At 75.1% G+C, this 15,134-nt stretch carries 11 protein-coding genes and 1 riboswitch; of the genes, 4 read left to right on the plus strand and 7 right to left on the minus strand.

Annotated features, from left to right (window positions below; genetic code table 11):
• Nucleotides 1–2: 2 nt before the first annotated feature.
• Together JOE68_RS29550 and JOE68_RS29555 are read right to left on the minus strand one after the other, a co-directional pair.
• Nucleotides 3–1,232 (minus strand): cytochrome P450, encoded by a 1,230-nt coding sequence (locus JOE68_RS29550; RefSeq protein WP_204845647.1) that lies wholly within the window; start codon nt 1,230–1,232, stop codon nt 3–5.
• 135 nt (nt 1,233–1,367) lie between these two features.
• Entirely contained in the window at nt 1,368–2,687 is a 1,320-nt protein-coding gene (locus JOE68_RS29555; RefSeq protein WP_204845648.1) for an amidase family protein, read from the minus strand.
• A gap of 296 nt (nt 2,688–2,983) precedes the next feature.
• Here JOE68_RS29555 and JOE68_RS29560 point away from each other — a divergent pair, with 296 nt between their 5' ends.
• Together JOE68_RS29560 and JOE68_RS29565 are read left to right on the plus strand one after the other, a co-directional pair.
• A complete protein-coding gene (locus tag JOE68_RS29560; RefSeq protein WP_204845649.1) occupies nt 2,984–3,673 on the plus strand; it encodes a substrate-binding periplasmic protein in 690 nt (229 codons plus the stop codon).
• Complete coding sequence (locus tag JOE68_RS29565) at nt 3,670–4,623, plus strand: cation diffusion facilitator family transporter (protein ID WP_204845650.1); 954 nt, start codon at nt 3,670–3,672, stop codon at nt 4,621–4,623. Before JOE68_RS29560 ends, JOE68_RS29565 begins: the two co-directional genes overlap by 4 nt.
• A 26-nt stretch (nt 4,624–4,649) precedes the next feature.
• Here JOE68_RS29565 and JOE68_RS29570 read toward each other — a convergent pair whose 3' ends face one another.
• The 3 genes from JOE68_RS29570 to JOE68_RS29580 form a co-directional block, all read right to left on the minus strand.
• Nucleotides 4,650–5,336 (minus strand): Crp/Fnr family transcriptional regulator, encoded by a 687-nt coding sequence (locus tag JOE68_RS29570; RefSeq protein ID WP_204845651.1) that lies wholly within the window; start codon nt 5,334–5,336, stop codon nt 4,650–4,652.
• 341 nt (nt 5,337–5,677) lie between these two features.
• Nucleotides 5,678–6,754: a ribonucleotide-diphosphate reductase subunit beta gene (locus tag JOE68_RS29575; protein ID WP_443705452.1), complete on the minus strand. Its 1,077-nt coding sequence runs from the start codon at nt 6,752–6,754 to the stop codon at nt 5,678–5,680.
• A complete protein-coding gene (locus JOE68_RS29580; RefSeq protein ID WP_204845653.1) occupies nt 6,736–9,549 on the minus strand; it encodes a ribonucleoside-diphosphate reductase subunit alpha in 2,814 nt (937 codons plus the stop codon). Before JOE68_RS29580 ends, JOE68_RS29575 begins: the two co-directional genes overlap by 19 nt.
• 121 nt (nt 9,550–9,670) lie before the next feature.
• A riboswitch (cobalamin riboswitch) is annotated at nt 9,671–9,884 on the minus strand.
• Nucleotides 9,885–10,453: 569 nt separating this feature from the next.
• On the opposite strand from JOE68_RS29580, the gene JOE68_RS29585 reads away from it, so the two are divergent.
• Both JOE68_RS29585 and JOE68_RS29590 read left to right on the plus strand, forming a co-directional pair.
• Nucleotides 10,454–11,473 (plus strand): prenyltransferase/squalene oxidase repeat-containing protein, encoded by a 1,020-nt coding sequence (locus JOE68_RS29585; protein WP_204845654.1) that lies wholly within the window; start codon nt 10,454–10,456, stop codon nt 11,471–11,473.
• A 340-nt stretch (nt 11,474–11,813) separates the two neighbouring features.
• Complete coding sequence (locus JOE68_RS29590; RefSeq protein WP_204845655.1) at nt 11,814–12,002, plus strand: hypothetical protein; 189 nt, start codon at nt 11,814–11,816, stop codon at nt 12,000–12,002.
• Nucleotides 12,003–12,363: 361 nt separating this feature from the next.
• Here the strand turns inward: JOE68_RS29590 and JOE68_RS29595 are convergent, their stop codons facing one another.
• Nucleotides 12,364–13,536, minus strand: a complete 1,173-nt coding sequence (locus JOE68_RS29595; protein ID WP_204845656.1) for a S1 family peptidase — start codon at nt 13,534–13,536, stop codon at nt 12,364–12,366.
• Nucleotides 13,537–13,815: 279 nt separating this feature from the next.
• On the minus strand, nt 13,816–15,027 hold the full coding sequence (locus JOE68_RS29600; protein WP_204846352.1) for an MFS transporter: 1,212 nt from the start codon (nt 15,025–15,027) through the stop codon (nt 13,816–13,818).
• Between the last annotated feature and the right edge of the window lie 107 nt (nt 15,028–15,134).

A 15,134-nucleotide genomic window follows, 5' to 3' on the forward strand; every position in this document is an offset into this window, starting at 1 on the left:
GGCTACGCCGCGCCGGGCGGCACCGGGGTGAACTCGACCGGCAGCTCCGCCGGGCCGCGGGTGAACACGCCGCGCTCGCCCGCCCGGTAGCCGGCGGGCAGGCGCACGTCGGGCATCGCGTCCAGGAGCAGGTTGACGCCGACCTCCACCTCCGCCTTGGCCAGCAGGGCGCCGACGCAGAAGTGCCGCCCCAGCGCGAAGGCCAGGTGGTCGGCCGCCGCGGTGAACGCGGTCGCGGCGTCCAGGTCGGTGCGGTGCAGGTCGAACTCGTCGGGGCGGTCGTAGCGCGCGCCGTCCCGGTTGGCCGCGCCGATCAGGCAGATCACCGTCGCGCCCGCGGGCACCACGCCGCCGGACAGCCGCGCCTCCGCCGCGGTCTGCCGCATGATCATGTGCACCGGCGGGGTGTACCGCAGCGTCTCGGCGAACGCCCGCGCCACCAGCGACCGGTCCGCGCGCACCGCCGCGAGCTGGTCGGGGTGCTCCAGCAGGTTGCGGAAGACCGCCGCGATCGCCTTGTCCGTGGTTTCCCCGCCGGCGGCCAGCAGCAGCGAGCAGAACGCCTTGATGTCCTCGTCGGACATCCTGGTGCCGTCGACCTCGGCCCGGCACAGGGTGGACAGCAGGTCGTCGCCGGGCTCCCGCCGGCGCTGCCGGATGATCGGGATCAGGTAGGCGGCGAACTCGTCGTGGCAGCGCAGCCCCTCGGCGGTCACGCCCGGGTCGCCGGAGAGGTTGCCCAGGAACGCGATGACCGAGGTGTACCAGCGGTGGAACCGCGCGTGGTCGGCCTTGTCCAGGCCGAGCACGTCCACGATGACGTTGATCGGGAAGTGCGTGGCGAACTGCGCCACCAGGTCGGCCCGGCCGGCGTGCCGGAAGCCGTCGACCAGCTCGCGCGCGTTGCGCTCGATGACCGGGCCGAACTCCTCGCGCAGGGTCGTGCCGCGGAACGCGGGCGCGACGAGGGCCCGGCGCACCGAGTGCTCCCGGCCGCTCATCTGCAGGATCGTGCGCCCGTGCACCGGCTCGACCTGCCAGTCGTAGTTGTCGCTGGTGAACACCGGGTCGCGGAAGGCGCGCGCGACGTCCTCGTGGCGCGACACCAGCCAGCTCCGCGTCCCCTCGTGGTAGAGCAGCGGCGCCCGCTCGCGCAGCACGCGGTAGGCGGAGTACGGGTCAGCGGCGAACTCGGGGGACAGGATGTCGGGTAACTCCCGTGCGATGACCATGGATCCTCCAGGTGACGGGGGATCTTGCCCGGTCGAGGCTAGCCGCCGGCCTCCGTTCGGACGAGCCGCCACCCGTGGGAACGGACCGTCCACACAGGACGGTCGGTCACCCGGAAGGCGGTTGCGCGGGCGGCCTCACCCGCGGGCGGCCAGCGCGCCCTCCACCGCTTCGGCGACGCGCAGCAGGCGCGCGTCGCCGAAGGCGTGGCCCTCCAGGCACACGCCGACCGGCAGCCCGCCCGCCGTCGCGCCCGCCGGCAGCGACAGCATCGGCACGCCCGCGACGGTGCCCGGCCCGGCGTTGCGGGTGACGGTCGCGAAGGTCGGCGCCGCCCGCCCGTTGAGGTGGACCACCTCGTCCTGCCCGAGCAGCGGCGGCGGCACGGGCGACGTCGGGCCCAGGAGCACGTCGACCCGGGTGAACACCTCGGCGTAGGCGCGCCGCAGCCGCCAGCGGTCGGCCCGCGCGTCGCCGTAGGCTTCGGCGGTGAGCGGGAACGAGCACAGCACCTCGATCAGGGCGCGGACGTCGGGGGAGGCGACCGCCTCGGCCCAGTGCCGCGCGGGCGCGGCGACGCGCTGGGCCAGCAGCCGCGGCGCCTCGTAGAACACCAGGTCGTTCCCCGGACCGGCGGCCAGCTCCAGGTCGTCGCCGAGGTCCACCTCGACCGGCACCGCCCCGGCCCGCTCCAGGGTCGACACCGCCGCGTCGACCACCCGGGCCACCTCGGGGTCCACGTCGCGGAAGCGGCTGCGCGGCAGGCCCACGCGCAGCCCCGCGAGGTCGACCGGGTCGCCGGCCGGCTCGCGGGTGACGACCTCGTCCACGGCCCGCACGTCCCGCACCGCGCGGGCGTGCACGCCGACGGTGTCGCGGCTGGTGGACAGGTTCACCACGCCGTCGCCCGGGTACCGGCCGGTGGACGGGCGGAACCCGACCACGCCGCAGAAGGACGCGGGGATCGTGACGGAGCCCCCGGTGTCGGTGCCCAGCGCGAACGGCACGACGCCCAGCGCCACGCCGACCGCGCTGCCGCCGCTGGACCCGCCGGCCGACCGGGCGGGGTCCACCGGGTTGCGCACCGGTCCGAAAGCCTTGTTGTTGCTGGTGATCCCGAACGCCAGCTCGTGCAGGTTGGTCTTGCCGACCACGACGGCGCCGGCGTCCCTGAGGGCGCTGACGACGCCGGCGTCGACGGCGGCGGGCGCGTCGCCCAGCAACGGGCTGCCGGCCGTGGTCGCGAGCCCCCGGACGTCGACGTTGTCCTTGACCGAGAACGGGATCCCCGCCAGCGCGCCGGCTCCGTGCGACAGGTCCCCGGCGAGGCTGATCCAGTCGCCGTGCGCCGAGGCCGCGGCCCGCCGGGCGGACCCGGCGAGCAGCCGGGCGCGCTCGGCGGGCTCGGCGGCCTGCCAGTCGGCCAGGGACAGGGCGGTGGGAACCTCGTCGGTCATGTCCGTCCTTCCTGCCACGGGTCTTGGTCGAACGTAGGTACGGCGGTGGTGGCGTTCGTTGTCCGTGTGCGTCCTCCACTTTTCCCTGAGCGCACCGCAGCGGTGGTCGCAGCCCTGTGAAGAGCGGGTGAGCACTGTGTTGCGCCCCGCCGTGCATCACCCGGTCGGGTGAATGTCGGGCCGGGTCCGGGCGGGCGCGCGAAACGTGATCGTTTTCCGCGCGTTCCGGGTACACGGCGGGTGGGGCCGGGCGCCGGGGACCGGCCCGCTTCGCCGTCCGCCCGGGTGGAGGTCGCATGTGGCGCGTGCTGGTGCTCGTCGGCGTGCTGGTGGCGGGGTGCGGGTTGCCGCACGACGTCGACGGCACCCTGGACCGCGTGCGCGGCGGGGTGCTGCGGGTCGGTGTCACCGAGCACCGGCCCTGGACGGTGCTGGGCGACGAGGTGACCGGCGCGGAGGCAGAGCTGGTGCAGCGGCTCGCCGACCGGCTGGGCGCGCGGGTGCGGTGGCGGCGCGGCGCGGAGTCCGAGCTGATGGCCGCGGTGGCGCGGCGGCAGCTGGACCTGGTCGTCGGCGGGCTGGCCGAGGACGCGCCGTGGACCGAGCACGCCTCGCTGACCCGCCCCTACGCGACCAGCCGCGTGGTCGTCGCGGCGGCCGGGGAGGTCCCGGCGGACCTGGCCGGGGTGCGCGTCGCGGTGCGCGCCGGCACCGCCGAGGTCGCCGCGCTGACCGCGCAGGACGCCGTCCCCGTGCCGGTGGACGACGTGGCCGGGGCGGTCGACCTGCCGGTGGCGGTGGAGCACTGGCGGGCGGCCGGGCTCGGCCTGCGCGTCACCGACCACGTGCTGCTGGAGCGCGAGCACGTGTGGGCGCTGCCGCTGGGGGAGAACGGGTGGCAGGTGGAGGTGGAGCGGTTCCTGCTGGGGCTGCCCGACGGCGAGGTGGACCGGCTGCTGGCCGAGGCGGGCGGGGTGGCGGTGTGAAGGTCTCCGACCGGTTCGAGCTGCCACCGGACAAGGCCGCCCTGCACCGCCGGGCGGTGCGGCTGGAGTGGTGGACGATCGCGTTCTTCGCCGCCGCCGTCGCGCTGCTGGCGGTGACGCTGGGCCAGTCGCAGGCGATGAAGGCGGCCTGGATCGAGGACATGCTCGGGCTGGTGCCGCCCGCGGCGTTCCTCGTCGCCGACCGGTTCCGCAACCGGCCGCCCGACCGGCGGTTCCCCTACGGCTACCACCGCGCGGTCAGCGTGGCGTTCCTCGCGGGCTCGGTGGCGCTGCTCGGCCTCGGCGGCTACGTCGTCTACGACTCCGCGGCCCGCCTGCTGGCCGGCGAGCGCGCGCCGATCGGCCTGGTCGAGCTGTTCGGCGTGCAGCTGTGGCTCGGCTGGCTGATGATCGCGGTGCTGCTGGCGACCATGGTGCCCGCCATCCTGCTCGGCCGCGCCAAGCTCCGGATCGCCCGGGAGCTGCACGACAAGGTGCTCTACGCGGACGCGGAGATGAACCGCGCCGACTGGCTGACCGCCGCCGCGGCGGTGCTGGGCGTCCTGGGCATCGGGTTCGGCCTGTGGTGGGCCGACGCGGTGGCCGCGCTGGTCATCGGCGGCGACATCGTCCGCGACGGCGTCCGCACCACGCGCGGCGCGGTGGCCGACCTGATGGACGACCGGCCCCGGGTGGTCGACGGCAGCCGCCCGCACCCGACGCCGGACGCCCTGCTCGCGGGGGTGCTCGACCACGACTGGATCGCCGACGCGTGGCTGCGGGTGCGGGAGGAGGGCCACGTCTTCGTCGGCGAGCTGCTGGTGGTGCCGGTCGCCGGCGTCGACCGCCTGGTGGAGCGGCTGGAGGAGCTCCAGCGGTGGGCGCGCGCGTTCGACTGGCGCGTGCACGACCTCGTGGTGGCCCCGGTGACCCGCGTCGACACCGGCTGACCGCCGCGGCGGGGCGGCCCGGCCGGTCAGCGGCGCCCGGCGACCCCGAAGGACCGCAGGCGCTCCAGGTCCGGCACCAGGACGTCGCGGCGCACCCCGGTCACCACGACGCCGGCCCGGCGCAGCTCGCCGAAGGACTTCTCGGCCGTGCGCGGCTTCATGCCGGCGATCGACGCCAGCTCCACCTTGGTCAGGGGGAAGCCCAGCACCCAGCCGGTCGGCTCCTCGCGGCCGTGCGCCTCCACCAGCTCGGCCAGCACGCGCGCGATCCGCGTGGCGGCCGGGCCGGGCAGCTCGCGCCGCCGGTCGTTGGCCCAGCGCAGGTGCGCGCTGCCGATGTTGATCAGCTCGACGAACACGGTGCTGTGCCGGCTCAGGAACGCCAGCAGCGCGGGCCGGGTGATGAAGTCGGCCTCCACCGCGTCGCAGGCGATCACGGAGGCGGACCGCGGGTTGCCGTCCAGGGCGGCCATCTCGCCGACGATGTCGCCCGCCGTCTTGACCGTCAGCAGCGTCGTGCGCCCCGCCTCGTCGACCGTCCGCACCTTCACCGCGCCCTTGCGCAGCAGCAGCGCGTAGCTGTCCGTCGCGCCCTGCCGGACCATCTCCCGGCCGGGCGCGTAGCGGACCGCGCTGCCCAGGTCGAGCAGCTCCTGCCTGGTGGATTCGGGCAGCCGCCCCAGCAGGCTGCCCCTGGGCCACTCTCGGACCATCACTCACCTCCGGACCACCCGTCCGGACAACTGTCGCACACCGGGCGGCGAAGACCCACCGGCCGGTGCGCCCCGCCGGGCCGGATTCGCCGGAACGGACCGCTCCCGGCCCGCCGGCGCGGGACCGGCGCCGCTCCCCGCGGCCGGGCCCCCGCCGCTCCCGGCCCGACCCCGCTTCGCGGACCGGCCTCGCCGGCCCGCCTGGTCGGCCCGCCTGGTCGGGCCGCCTGATCGGGCCGCCTGATCGGGCTGTCGGGCGCGCCCCGCCCAAGCGCGCCCCCGGCGGACGGGCCCGCGCCGGGCCGCCGCCGCGGTGCGGTCGGACGGCCCGGCGCGGCCGGTCAGTCCCAGGTCAGGGACGACCCGCCGGCGTACTCGGTGACCCGGGTCTCGAAGAAGTTCTTCTCCTTCTTCAGGTCCATCGCCTCCGACATCCACGGGAACGGGTTGTCCACCGGGCCGAACACCGGCGCCAGGCCGAGCTGGGCGCAGCGGCGGTTGGTGATGAAGCGCATGTACTGCTCGCACAGCTCCGCGTTGAGGCCGAGCAGGCCGTTGGGGATGGTGTCCCGGCCGTAGGCGACCTCCAGCTCGCAGGCTTGCGCCAGCATGGCGCGCACCTCGGCCTGGAACCGCTCGGTCCACAGGCCCGGGTTCTCGATCTTGATCTGGTTGATCGCGTCGATCCCGAAGTTCAGGTGGATCGACTCGTCGCGCAGGATGTACTGGTACTGCTCGGCGACGCCGACCATCTTGTTGCGCCGGCCCAGGGACAGGACCTGCGCGAACCCGGTGTAGAACCACATGCCCTCGAACACCACGTAGAACGCCACGAGGTCGCGCAGGAAAGCCTGGTCGGCCCCGTGCGTGCCGGTGCGGAACCCGGGGTCCTCCAGGTGCCGGGTGTACTCCAGCGCCCACGCGGCCTTGTCGGTGATCGAGGGGACCTCGCGGTACATGTTGAACAGCTCGCCCTCGTCCAGGCCGAGGGAGGAGCAGATGTACTCGAAGGTGTGAGTGTGCACGGCCTCCTCGAACGCCTGGCGCAGCAGGTACTGGCGGCACTCGGGGTTGGTCAGGTGCCGGTAGACGGCCAGCACGACGTTGTTGGCCACCAACGACTCCGAGGTGGCGAAGAACCCCAGGTTGCGCTGGACGGCGTGCCGCTCGTCCTCGGTCAGGCCGTCCGGGGAGCGCCACAGCGCGATGTCGGCCTGCATGGAGACCTCGGTGGGCATCCAGTGGTTGGCGCAGCCCGCCAGGTACTTCTCCCACGCCCAGTGGTACTTCAGCGGCAGGAGCTGGTTGACGTCGGCGCGGGCGTTGATCATCGCCTTGTCGTCCACCTGCACGCGGCCCGCGCCGCGGTCGATGGCGCCCAGGCCGGAGGTGTCGGTGCTCACTGGCAAGCCTCGCAATCGGGGTCGTCCACGGCGCAGGCCAGGACGTCGGTCGGCACGGGCCGAGGGGGAGCGGTCGGGGTCGGGGCCGGGACGGCCGGGTGCAGCGCCACGCCGGTCAGCTTGCCGTCGGTGCCGCGCAGGGTGCTCTTCTCCACGTGGGTGGCGCTGGTGGAGCGCAGGTAGTAGGTCGTCTTCAGGCCCTTGCGCCAGGCCAGCCGGTACACCCGGTCCAGCTCGCGGCCGTCGGCGCCGGCGACGTAGAGGTTGAGCGACTGGGCCTGGTCGATCCACTTCTGCCGCCGCGCCGCGGCCTCCACCAGCCAGTCCGGGGCGATCTCGAACGCTGTGGCGTACAGCGACTTCAGGTCGTCGGGCACCCGGTCGACCGGGGCCAGCGACCCGTCGAAGTACTTCAGGTCCGCCACCATGGCCTCGTCCCACAGCCCGCGCGCCTTCAGGTCGGCGACCAGGTGGCGGTTGAGCACGGTGAAGTCGCCGGACATGTTCGACTTCACGTACAGGTTGCGGTACAGCGGTTCGACGGACTGGCCGACGCCGCAGATGTTGGAGATCGTCGCCGTCGGCGCGATGGCCGTGATGTTGGAGTTGCGCACGCCCACCGCCACGACCCGCGCCCGCAGCGCGTCCCAGTCCAGCGTGGACGAGCGGTCCACGTCGACCGCGCCGCCGCGCGCCGCGTCCAGCAGCGCCAGCGAGTCCACGGGCAGGACGCCCCGGCTCCACAGCGACCCGTCGAAGGTCTCGTACCGGCCGCGCTCCGCCGCGAGGTCGGCGGAGGCCGCGATGGCGTGGTAGCTGATCAGCTCCATGCTGCGGTCGGCGAACTCCACCGCCGCCGCGGAGGCGGGTGCGACGCGCTGCGCGAACAGCGCGTCGGTGAACCCCATGAGCCCCAGGCCGATCGGGCGGTGGCGCAGGTTGGACCGGCGGGCCTCGGGGATGGTGTAGAAGTTGATGTCGATGACGTTGTCGAGCATCCGCACGGCGGTGCGCACGGTCCGCTCCAGCCGCGCGCGGTCCAGGCCGTCGGCCGTCACGTGGTTGGCCAGGTTGACCGAGCCGAGGTTGCACACCGCGACCTCGTCGGCGCTGGTGTTCAGGGTGATCTCGGTGCACAGGTTGGACGAGTGCACGACGCCGGCGTGCTGCTGCGGCGAGCGCAGGTTGCACGGGTCCTTGAAGGTGATCCACGGGTGCCCGGTCTCGAACAGCACCGTCAGCATCCGCCGCCACAGGTCCACCGCCCGCACCCGCTTGACCACGCGGATCTCGCCGCGGTCCGCGGCCTCCTCGTAGGCGCGGTACCGCTGCGCGAACGCCGCGCCGTACAGGTCGTGCAGGTCGGGCACCTCGTCGGGGGAGAACAGCGTCCAGTCCGCGTCCGCCTCGACCCGGTGCAGGAACTCGTCGGGCACCCAGTTGGCGGTGTTCATGTCGTGCGTGCGCCGCCGGTCGTCGCCGGTGTTGCGGCGCAGGTCGAGGAAGTCCTCGACGTCGACGTGCCAGGTCTCCAGGTACGCGCACGCCGCGCCCTTGCGCTTGCCGCCCTGGTTGACCGCCACCGCGGTGTCGTTGGCGATCTTCAGGAACGGCACGACGCCCTGCGACCGCCCGTTGGTGCCCTTGATGTGCGCGCCCATGCCGCGCACCGGGGTCCAGTCGTTGCCCAGGCCGCCGGAGTACTTCGCCAGCAGCGCGTTGTTGCGGTAGCCGCGGAAGATGCCGTCCAGGTCGTCGTCCACCGTGGTCAGGAAGCACGACGAGAGCTGCGGGCGGGTGGTGCCGGAGTTGAACAGCGTCGGCGTCGAGCACAGGAAGTCGAACGAGGACAGCAGCTCGTAGAACTCGATCGCGCGCGCCTCGCGGTCCGCCTCGCGCAGCGCCAGGCCCATCGCCACCCGCATGAAGAACGCCTGCGGCAGTTCGTACCGCACGCCCCGGTCGTGCAGGAAGTACCGGTCGTACAGCGTCTGCATCCCCAGGAAGTCCAGGGCCAGGTCGCGCTCTGGCCGGATCGCGGCGGCCAGGCGGTGGAGGTCGAACTCGGCCAGCTCCGGGTCGAGCCGGTCGACGGAGATGCCCAGCCGCACGTACCCCGGGAAGTAGTCCGCGTAGGACAGCTCCGCGCCGGTCGGCGCCACCGGCCGCCCCGCGAGGTGGCTCAGCGCCTCGCGCCGCAGCCGGTCCAGCAGCAGCCGGGCGGCCACGAAGCTGTAGCCGGGCTCGGTCTCCACCAGCGTGCGCGCGGCCATCACCTGCGCGACCGCCAGCTCGTCCGCGGTGATGCCGTCGTAGAGGTTGCGCCGCGTCTCGGCCAGCACCGGGTCGGGGGAGACGTCGGGGAGCCCGGCGCAAGCCTCGCCCACCACCAGCGCGACCCGGTCCCAGTCCAGCGGCCCGGTCCGGCCGTCGGCGTCCCGGACCCGCACCTCCGGCCGGGCGGGCGCGGGCGTGCCGCGCAGCTTCGCCCGCTCCTCCCGGTAGAGCACGTACGCGCGGGCCACCCGGTGGTGGCCGCCGCGCATCAGCACCAGTTCGACCTGGTCCTGGATCTGCTCGACGTGCAGCGCGGCGCCCGGTCGCGCGTGGCGGCGCAGCGCGGCCACCACCTGCCCCGCCAGCTCCTCCACCAGGGGGTGCAGCCGGGACGACGACGCCGCGCCGTCGCCCTCGATCGCCAGGAACGCCTTGGTCATCGCCACCGAGATCTTCGTGGCGTCGAACGCCGAGACACTGCCGTCGCGGCGGACGACCCCGGCCGCAGCGGTGCCCGTGGTTGTGGTCGACACAGCCCTCTCCTCGCGAGCCTGGACGGCCCGGGGCGGCGCGAGGGCAGGCACACAGGACGCGCGACAGCGCGAAACCACCCGTGTCGGCCCGCCCACGAGGCCCCGGACACGCGCACGCCGGTCGGCGCGCGCATCGGTGGCAGGTCTTCGGACTCGCGGACACCCGGCACGAAGCCGGACCTACTGGCCGTCGCTTCCCGCGCGCTACGCGCAGTGCTTGATGACGGCGGTCGTTTCCACTCACCGCTGCGGGGCAGTCCCGGATTCGCACCGGGTTCCCTCTTGCCTCCGCGCGCCTGGCTCGACGCGCGGAACCATCGACGGCGCGAACACTACATGTTGTAGATCCATTCGCGAAGCACCCCCACATGAGCGCGCGTCGTCGGGCGTGCTACGGCACTCGGGTGATGGCGCCCGGCGCTGCGGCGCGGCCGGCGGCGAACCGCGCCGGAGGTGTTCCGGGTTGGCGGCGGACCGCTTGGCCGTGCTCCCGGTGGGCGGCGGACCGGCCGGCCGTGCCCCCGGTGGGCGGCGCCTCGGCTCCCGGCGCGCCGGGAGCCGAGGCACCGTGCCATCGGACCGCCTCCCGACCATCGCGCCCCCGGGCCGCCCCCCCGGGCCACCGCGCCACCGGACCGCCCCCGGTCCCGTGCGGGACCGGCTCACCCTTGCCGTGCGCAAAAATCGGGGTTGCCGAAGCGGAATTCCCCCTGGACCCGTATGGGGCCTTGACCGGGCACCGCCGGCCGGCAGGCTGGGCGGGCAGCCATTCGCGCGGTCGCGGGGGAAGTCCGGTGCGATCCCGGCGCCGGCCCACGGCGGTGCTCCGCACCCGGTGGGCGGGCCGACCACCCGCTCCGCGCACCAACTCCTGTCGTGGCTCGCGGGAAGGGTCAACACCGCCATGAGACGCCGTCTTCCGATCGTCGCCGCGCTGCTGTGCGGCCTCGCGCTGCTCGTCCCGTCCACCGCGTCGGCCTCGCCGACCACGCACAGCCGAACCGACGCCGCCGCCGGCTGGCTGGCCCGCCAGCTGGTCGACGGGGAGCGGTTCGAAGCCGTGTTCGGCGGGGTGGCCTACCCCGACCAGGGCCTGACCGCCGACGCGGTCTTCGCGTTCTCCGCCGCGCGCACCGCCGACGCCTTCGCCGACCGCGCGATCACGTGGCTGGCGCGCCCGGAGATCACCACCGGCTACGTCGGCTCCGGCGGCGAGTCCTACGCCGGGCCGCACGCCAAGCTGCTGCTCGCGGCCCTGGTCAAGGACAAGGACCCGACGTCGTTCGGCGGTGTGGACCTGGAGGCGGGCCTGCTGGCGCTGCTCACCCCGTCCGGTCGGTTCTCCGACCAGTCGGCCTACGGCGACTACAGCAACGCGTTCACCCAGTCGCTGGCCCTGCTGGCGCTGGACCGCACCGCGACGGGCGCGCCCACCGCGGCCGTGGACTTCCTGGTCGGCACGCAGTGCGCCGACGGCGGCTTCCCGCTGACCTTCGGCGCGACGCCGTGCGTGAGCGACGTCGACTCCACCGCGATGGTGACGCAGGCGCTCCAGGCCACCGGCCGGCACACCGACGCCCAGGATGGCCTGACCTGGCTGGTGAGCGTGCAGAACGCGAACGGCGGCTTCGGGGTGGGCTCCGCCGCGCCCAACGCCAACAGCACCGGCCTCGCCGGTGAGGCGCTGTTCGCGGGCGGCCGGTTCACGGCGGCCTTCAAGGCGCGCGGGTTCCTCAAGTCGCTGCAGGTCGACTGCTCGGGCGCGCCCGCCGACCGCGGCGCGGTCGCCTACCAGGCGAGCGGGTTCGACCCGGCCACCGCGACCAGGGCCACCGCGCAGGCCGTGCTCGGCCTGTCCGGCGTCGGCCTCGCCCACCTCGACGGCGGTGGCGACGACGAGGACCCGGTCCTCGCCTGCTCCTGATCACCCGGTCGTGAGCGCCGGGGCGGTGGTCCGCGCGACCGCCGCCCCGGCTCCCGCCGACCTCCCCGGGACCGCTGCTGTCCACTGAGGACCGGACGGCTGCGGGCGCGCGGCGTCCGCGGTGGACCGGGCCCGAGCGGTGCGGGGCTCCGCGCGCGGCCCGCACCCGCCGGTGATCACCACGGGGCTGTCTGTCGACGGTGGCGCGCGACGCCGCCGGCCTGTCCTCCCGGGACCGCGCGCCCCGCGATTCCCGGCGCGGCTGCGCCCGAGTGGTGGATTCCGGCGCGGCGTGGGTACCCGTGGCGTCCACAGGGGATGAACCGCGGAGGGAGCCACGATGGAGCGAGGAAGCACCCAGCACGGCCCGATGGCCGACGACCAGCTCAAGCAGGAGATCGACAACAACCTGCGGGGCACCGGGCCGACCCGCGCGGAGGACTGGCGCGACCCGGAGATGCCCGACGAGGAGGAGGTCGGCGAACTCGGCCTCGACGGCCCCCGCCGCGCCGAGCCGCCCACGGGCTGACCCCGGACCCGACGCCGGCGCGGCGCCCGCGGGCGCCGCGCCGAACGCCCCGGGCGAGTCCGCGCCCGCCCGACCGGTCGGATCGGCCCGTCGGAGGCGAGGCGGTCGCGGGGGCGCTGGTCGCGGGCGTGCCGGGGGAGCCCGGGTCTTCGTGCCCGGAGGGCCACCGGCGGTGTGCGCATTCACCTTTTCCCGGCCATTGCCGGGCATTTTTCTGCTCCACCCGTGAAGCTCACCGGAATTGGCCGACCGGCTCCGCCCGGGTTGGCGACCCGGTTTTCCGGTGCTCTTTCGCGACCGGCCCCGGGAAGTTGCCGGAATACCGGACCTCCCGGGCCGGGAACGCGTCGCGACCGCCCGGCTACCCGGTGGTGATGCCCAGGTCCCGGGTGGCGGTGTGGAAGTCCTGGTAGAGCAGCGCCCACCCGCCGCACCCGCTGAGCGTGCCGACCGCCCGCACGACGCCGGTCCCCGCCGGGGTGAACACCGGGCCGCCGCTGTCGCCGCCCCGGCACACCGTCCGGGTCCGGTCCTCGGCGTAGGCGTAGACCAGGTCGCTGTAGCACTCGTAATTCCCGTACGCGTCGGTGTCGCAGTAGGAGTGCACGAAGTCGTCGGAATTGCGCACGCCGCACAGCGCGCCGCTGGTCGAGCCGGACTGGCACACCATCGCGCCGGCCACCGCGCGGTCCCAGCCGGACACCCGCTTGGTGAAGCTGTTCGCGGTGGCGCCCCCGTCCCACATCCGGTCGCTGGAGTTCGCGGCGACCAGCAGCAGGTCGTGCGCGGCGTGCTCCGCGCGCGCGTCGCCGATGAACCGGCTGCGGTTGCCGTTGTCCCAGCCGCGGCCGACCCGGCCGCAGTGCCCCGCGGTCAGCAGGAACCGCGCGCCGGAGCCGTCGCGGACCCCGAAGCCGGCCGTGCACCGGGTGCCGTTCTCCCGGTTGACGATCGCGCCGCCGCCGGCGAAGGGGCCGTGCGCGTCCCCGTTCCAGCCGTCGTTGTACCGGGTGGCCGGCCCGGCGGCCGGGTGCAGCCGCTGGTGCCGGACGACCTCGACCGGGACGCCCGACTCCGCCGGCGAGACGTCGGTGACGTCCCGGTCGACCAGGGCGACGACCCGGCTGCCGTCCACCGGGACCCGCACCATGTGCACCGGGCTCGCGGGGTCGGCCTTCATCCGCGCGGCCACCCGGTCGGCGGCGACGCGCAGCTCGGCCCAGGAGTGCGCGGCGGGCCGCACCTCCACCCGCACCCGCGACCGCCCGACCTCCTCGGCCACCCGTGCCGGCGGGTCGCCCTTCCACCACACGACCACCCGGTCGTCGCGGACGGCCACGCCGGCGAAACCGGCGGCGTCGTGGGCGGCCCCCTCGATGCGCGAGGCCGCGTCGACGTACGGGCGCTGCGCGAGCATCCGCGCCTGCACCGCGGCGGAGGAGGGCCCGGCGCCCTCGTCCGGCCCGATCCCGGAACCGCCTCCCGGCGCCGCCGAAGCGGTGCCCGGCCCGATCACCGCGAGTGCCGCCAGCACTGCCGCTGCCAGGCTCCCCTGAAATGCGCCGGGTGGTTTCCCGGCCATGCGAAAAGACATGTGGATCCTCCTCGTCGAATGACCCGACCGGTGGTCCCCTCCGCTTTCGCGCCCGATTGCCATCGGGGTCCGCGGGAATCCTCCACCGGCGGTGGCGAGGGTGATCCTGTCACCCCGGCGCGGTACTCCGGAATGGCCGAAGGGGCACATCCGGCGCGTCCCGGGAAATGCGCCGGACCGGTGGGCCGGGCACCGCGGGAAAAGCCCGCCGGGCGGCCGTCACCCCGGCCGACCGCTCCCGGCGCGGGCCCGCCGGCGGGTCCGGAAGTCCCGCGCGGAGGGGGTCAGCGCGGCGGCGGCCGGCGCGGCGAAGCAGACCGCCGCGCACACCGCCAGGACCGGACCCGGGCCGAACCACCCGATCGCGGGGGCGATCAGCGCCAGCCCGAGCGGCGCCAGGCCGTAGGACAGCAGGAAGTCCAGGGACGACACCCGCGCCAGCGCCGACGGGTCGACCTCCCGCTGGGTGGCGGTGAACCACGGCACGTTGAACAGCTCGATCCCCAGCCCCGCCACGGCGTAGGCGGCGACGACGAGCGCGGGGTGCACCGGCAGCAGCAGGCTCAGCGGCGCGAACCCGTAGCAGGCCAGGCCGGCGAGGGCGGCCCACCCCGGCGCGCGGGGCCGCCACCGGGCGATGACGAGCGCGCCGCCGAGCGCGCCGAGGGTGTAGGCGGTCGTGGCGGCGGCGAGCACCGCCCCGGTCCCGTAGCGGTCGCGGCTGACCAGGGGCAGCACGACGCCGGTCGCCGAGTACCCGGTGGCGATCACCGCGGTCAGCGCGCCGAGCCCGGCCGCGAACCACGGGTGGCGGCGCGCCTCGCGCAGCCCGTCGAGGAAGTCGGCGGCGAAGCGCGGCCGGGCCGCGGTCGGGCCGGGGCGCCGCGCCCCGGCGGGCGGCAGCAGCGCGGCGACCAGCCACAGGACCGCCGTCCCGACCACGAGGGCGGGCGTGGCGAGGACCAGCGCCAGCACCGCGGTGAGGCCCGGCGCGACCAGGGTGGTCACCCGCACCGCCAGCGTCATCGCCGCGTTCGCCCGCTGCCGCTGCTCCGGGGGGACGACCTCGGCCGTCAGCGCCTGGAACGCGGGGCGGCACGCGCCCTGCCCGGCGCCCACGACGGCCGCCGCCGCGGCCGTCAGCACCACCGAGCGGCCCAGCCCGACGGCGATCAGCGGGGTGGCCAGGCCGGCGACCAGCCCCGCCCACAGCACCACCCCGCGCCGCGAGTGCCGGTCGGCCAGCACCCCGGCGACCGGCACCGCGGCCAGGAAGCCCGCGGTGCGGGCGGCCAGCACCACGCCCAGCTCGACGGCGGTCGTCGACCGCTGGAGCGCGGCGAGCCCGAGGACGAACGGCAGCGCCCAGGTGGCCAGGCCGGAGGCGGTGGCGCCGGTCCAGAGCCGGAGGAAGGACGGGTCGCGCAACACCGTCGTCGGCTGCGCACCCGCCCGCGCGACGTCGTGGATCACGCTGGTCGATCTCCTCGGGACTTGATGTGAAAATAATTCATGTTCAGGGCGACGGGCGTCCGCGG

The sequence above is a fragment of the Saccharothrix algeriensis genome (assembly GCF_016907655.1).
Lineage (GTDB): Bacteria > Actinomycetota > Actinomycetes > Mycobacteriales > Pseudonocardiaceae > Actinosynnema > Actinosynnema algeriense.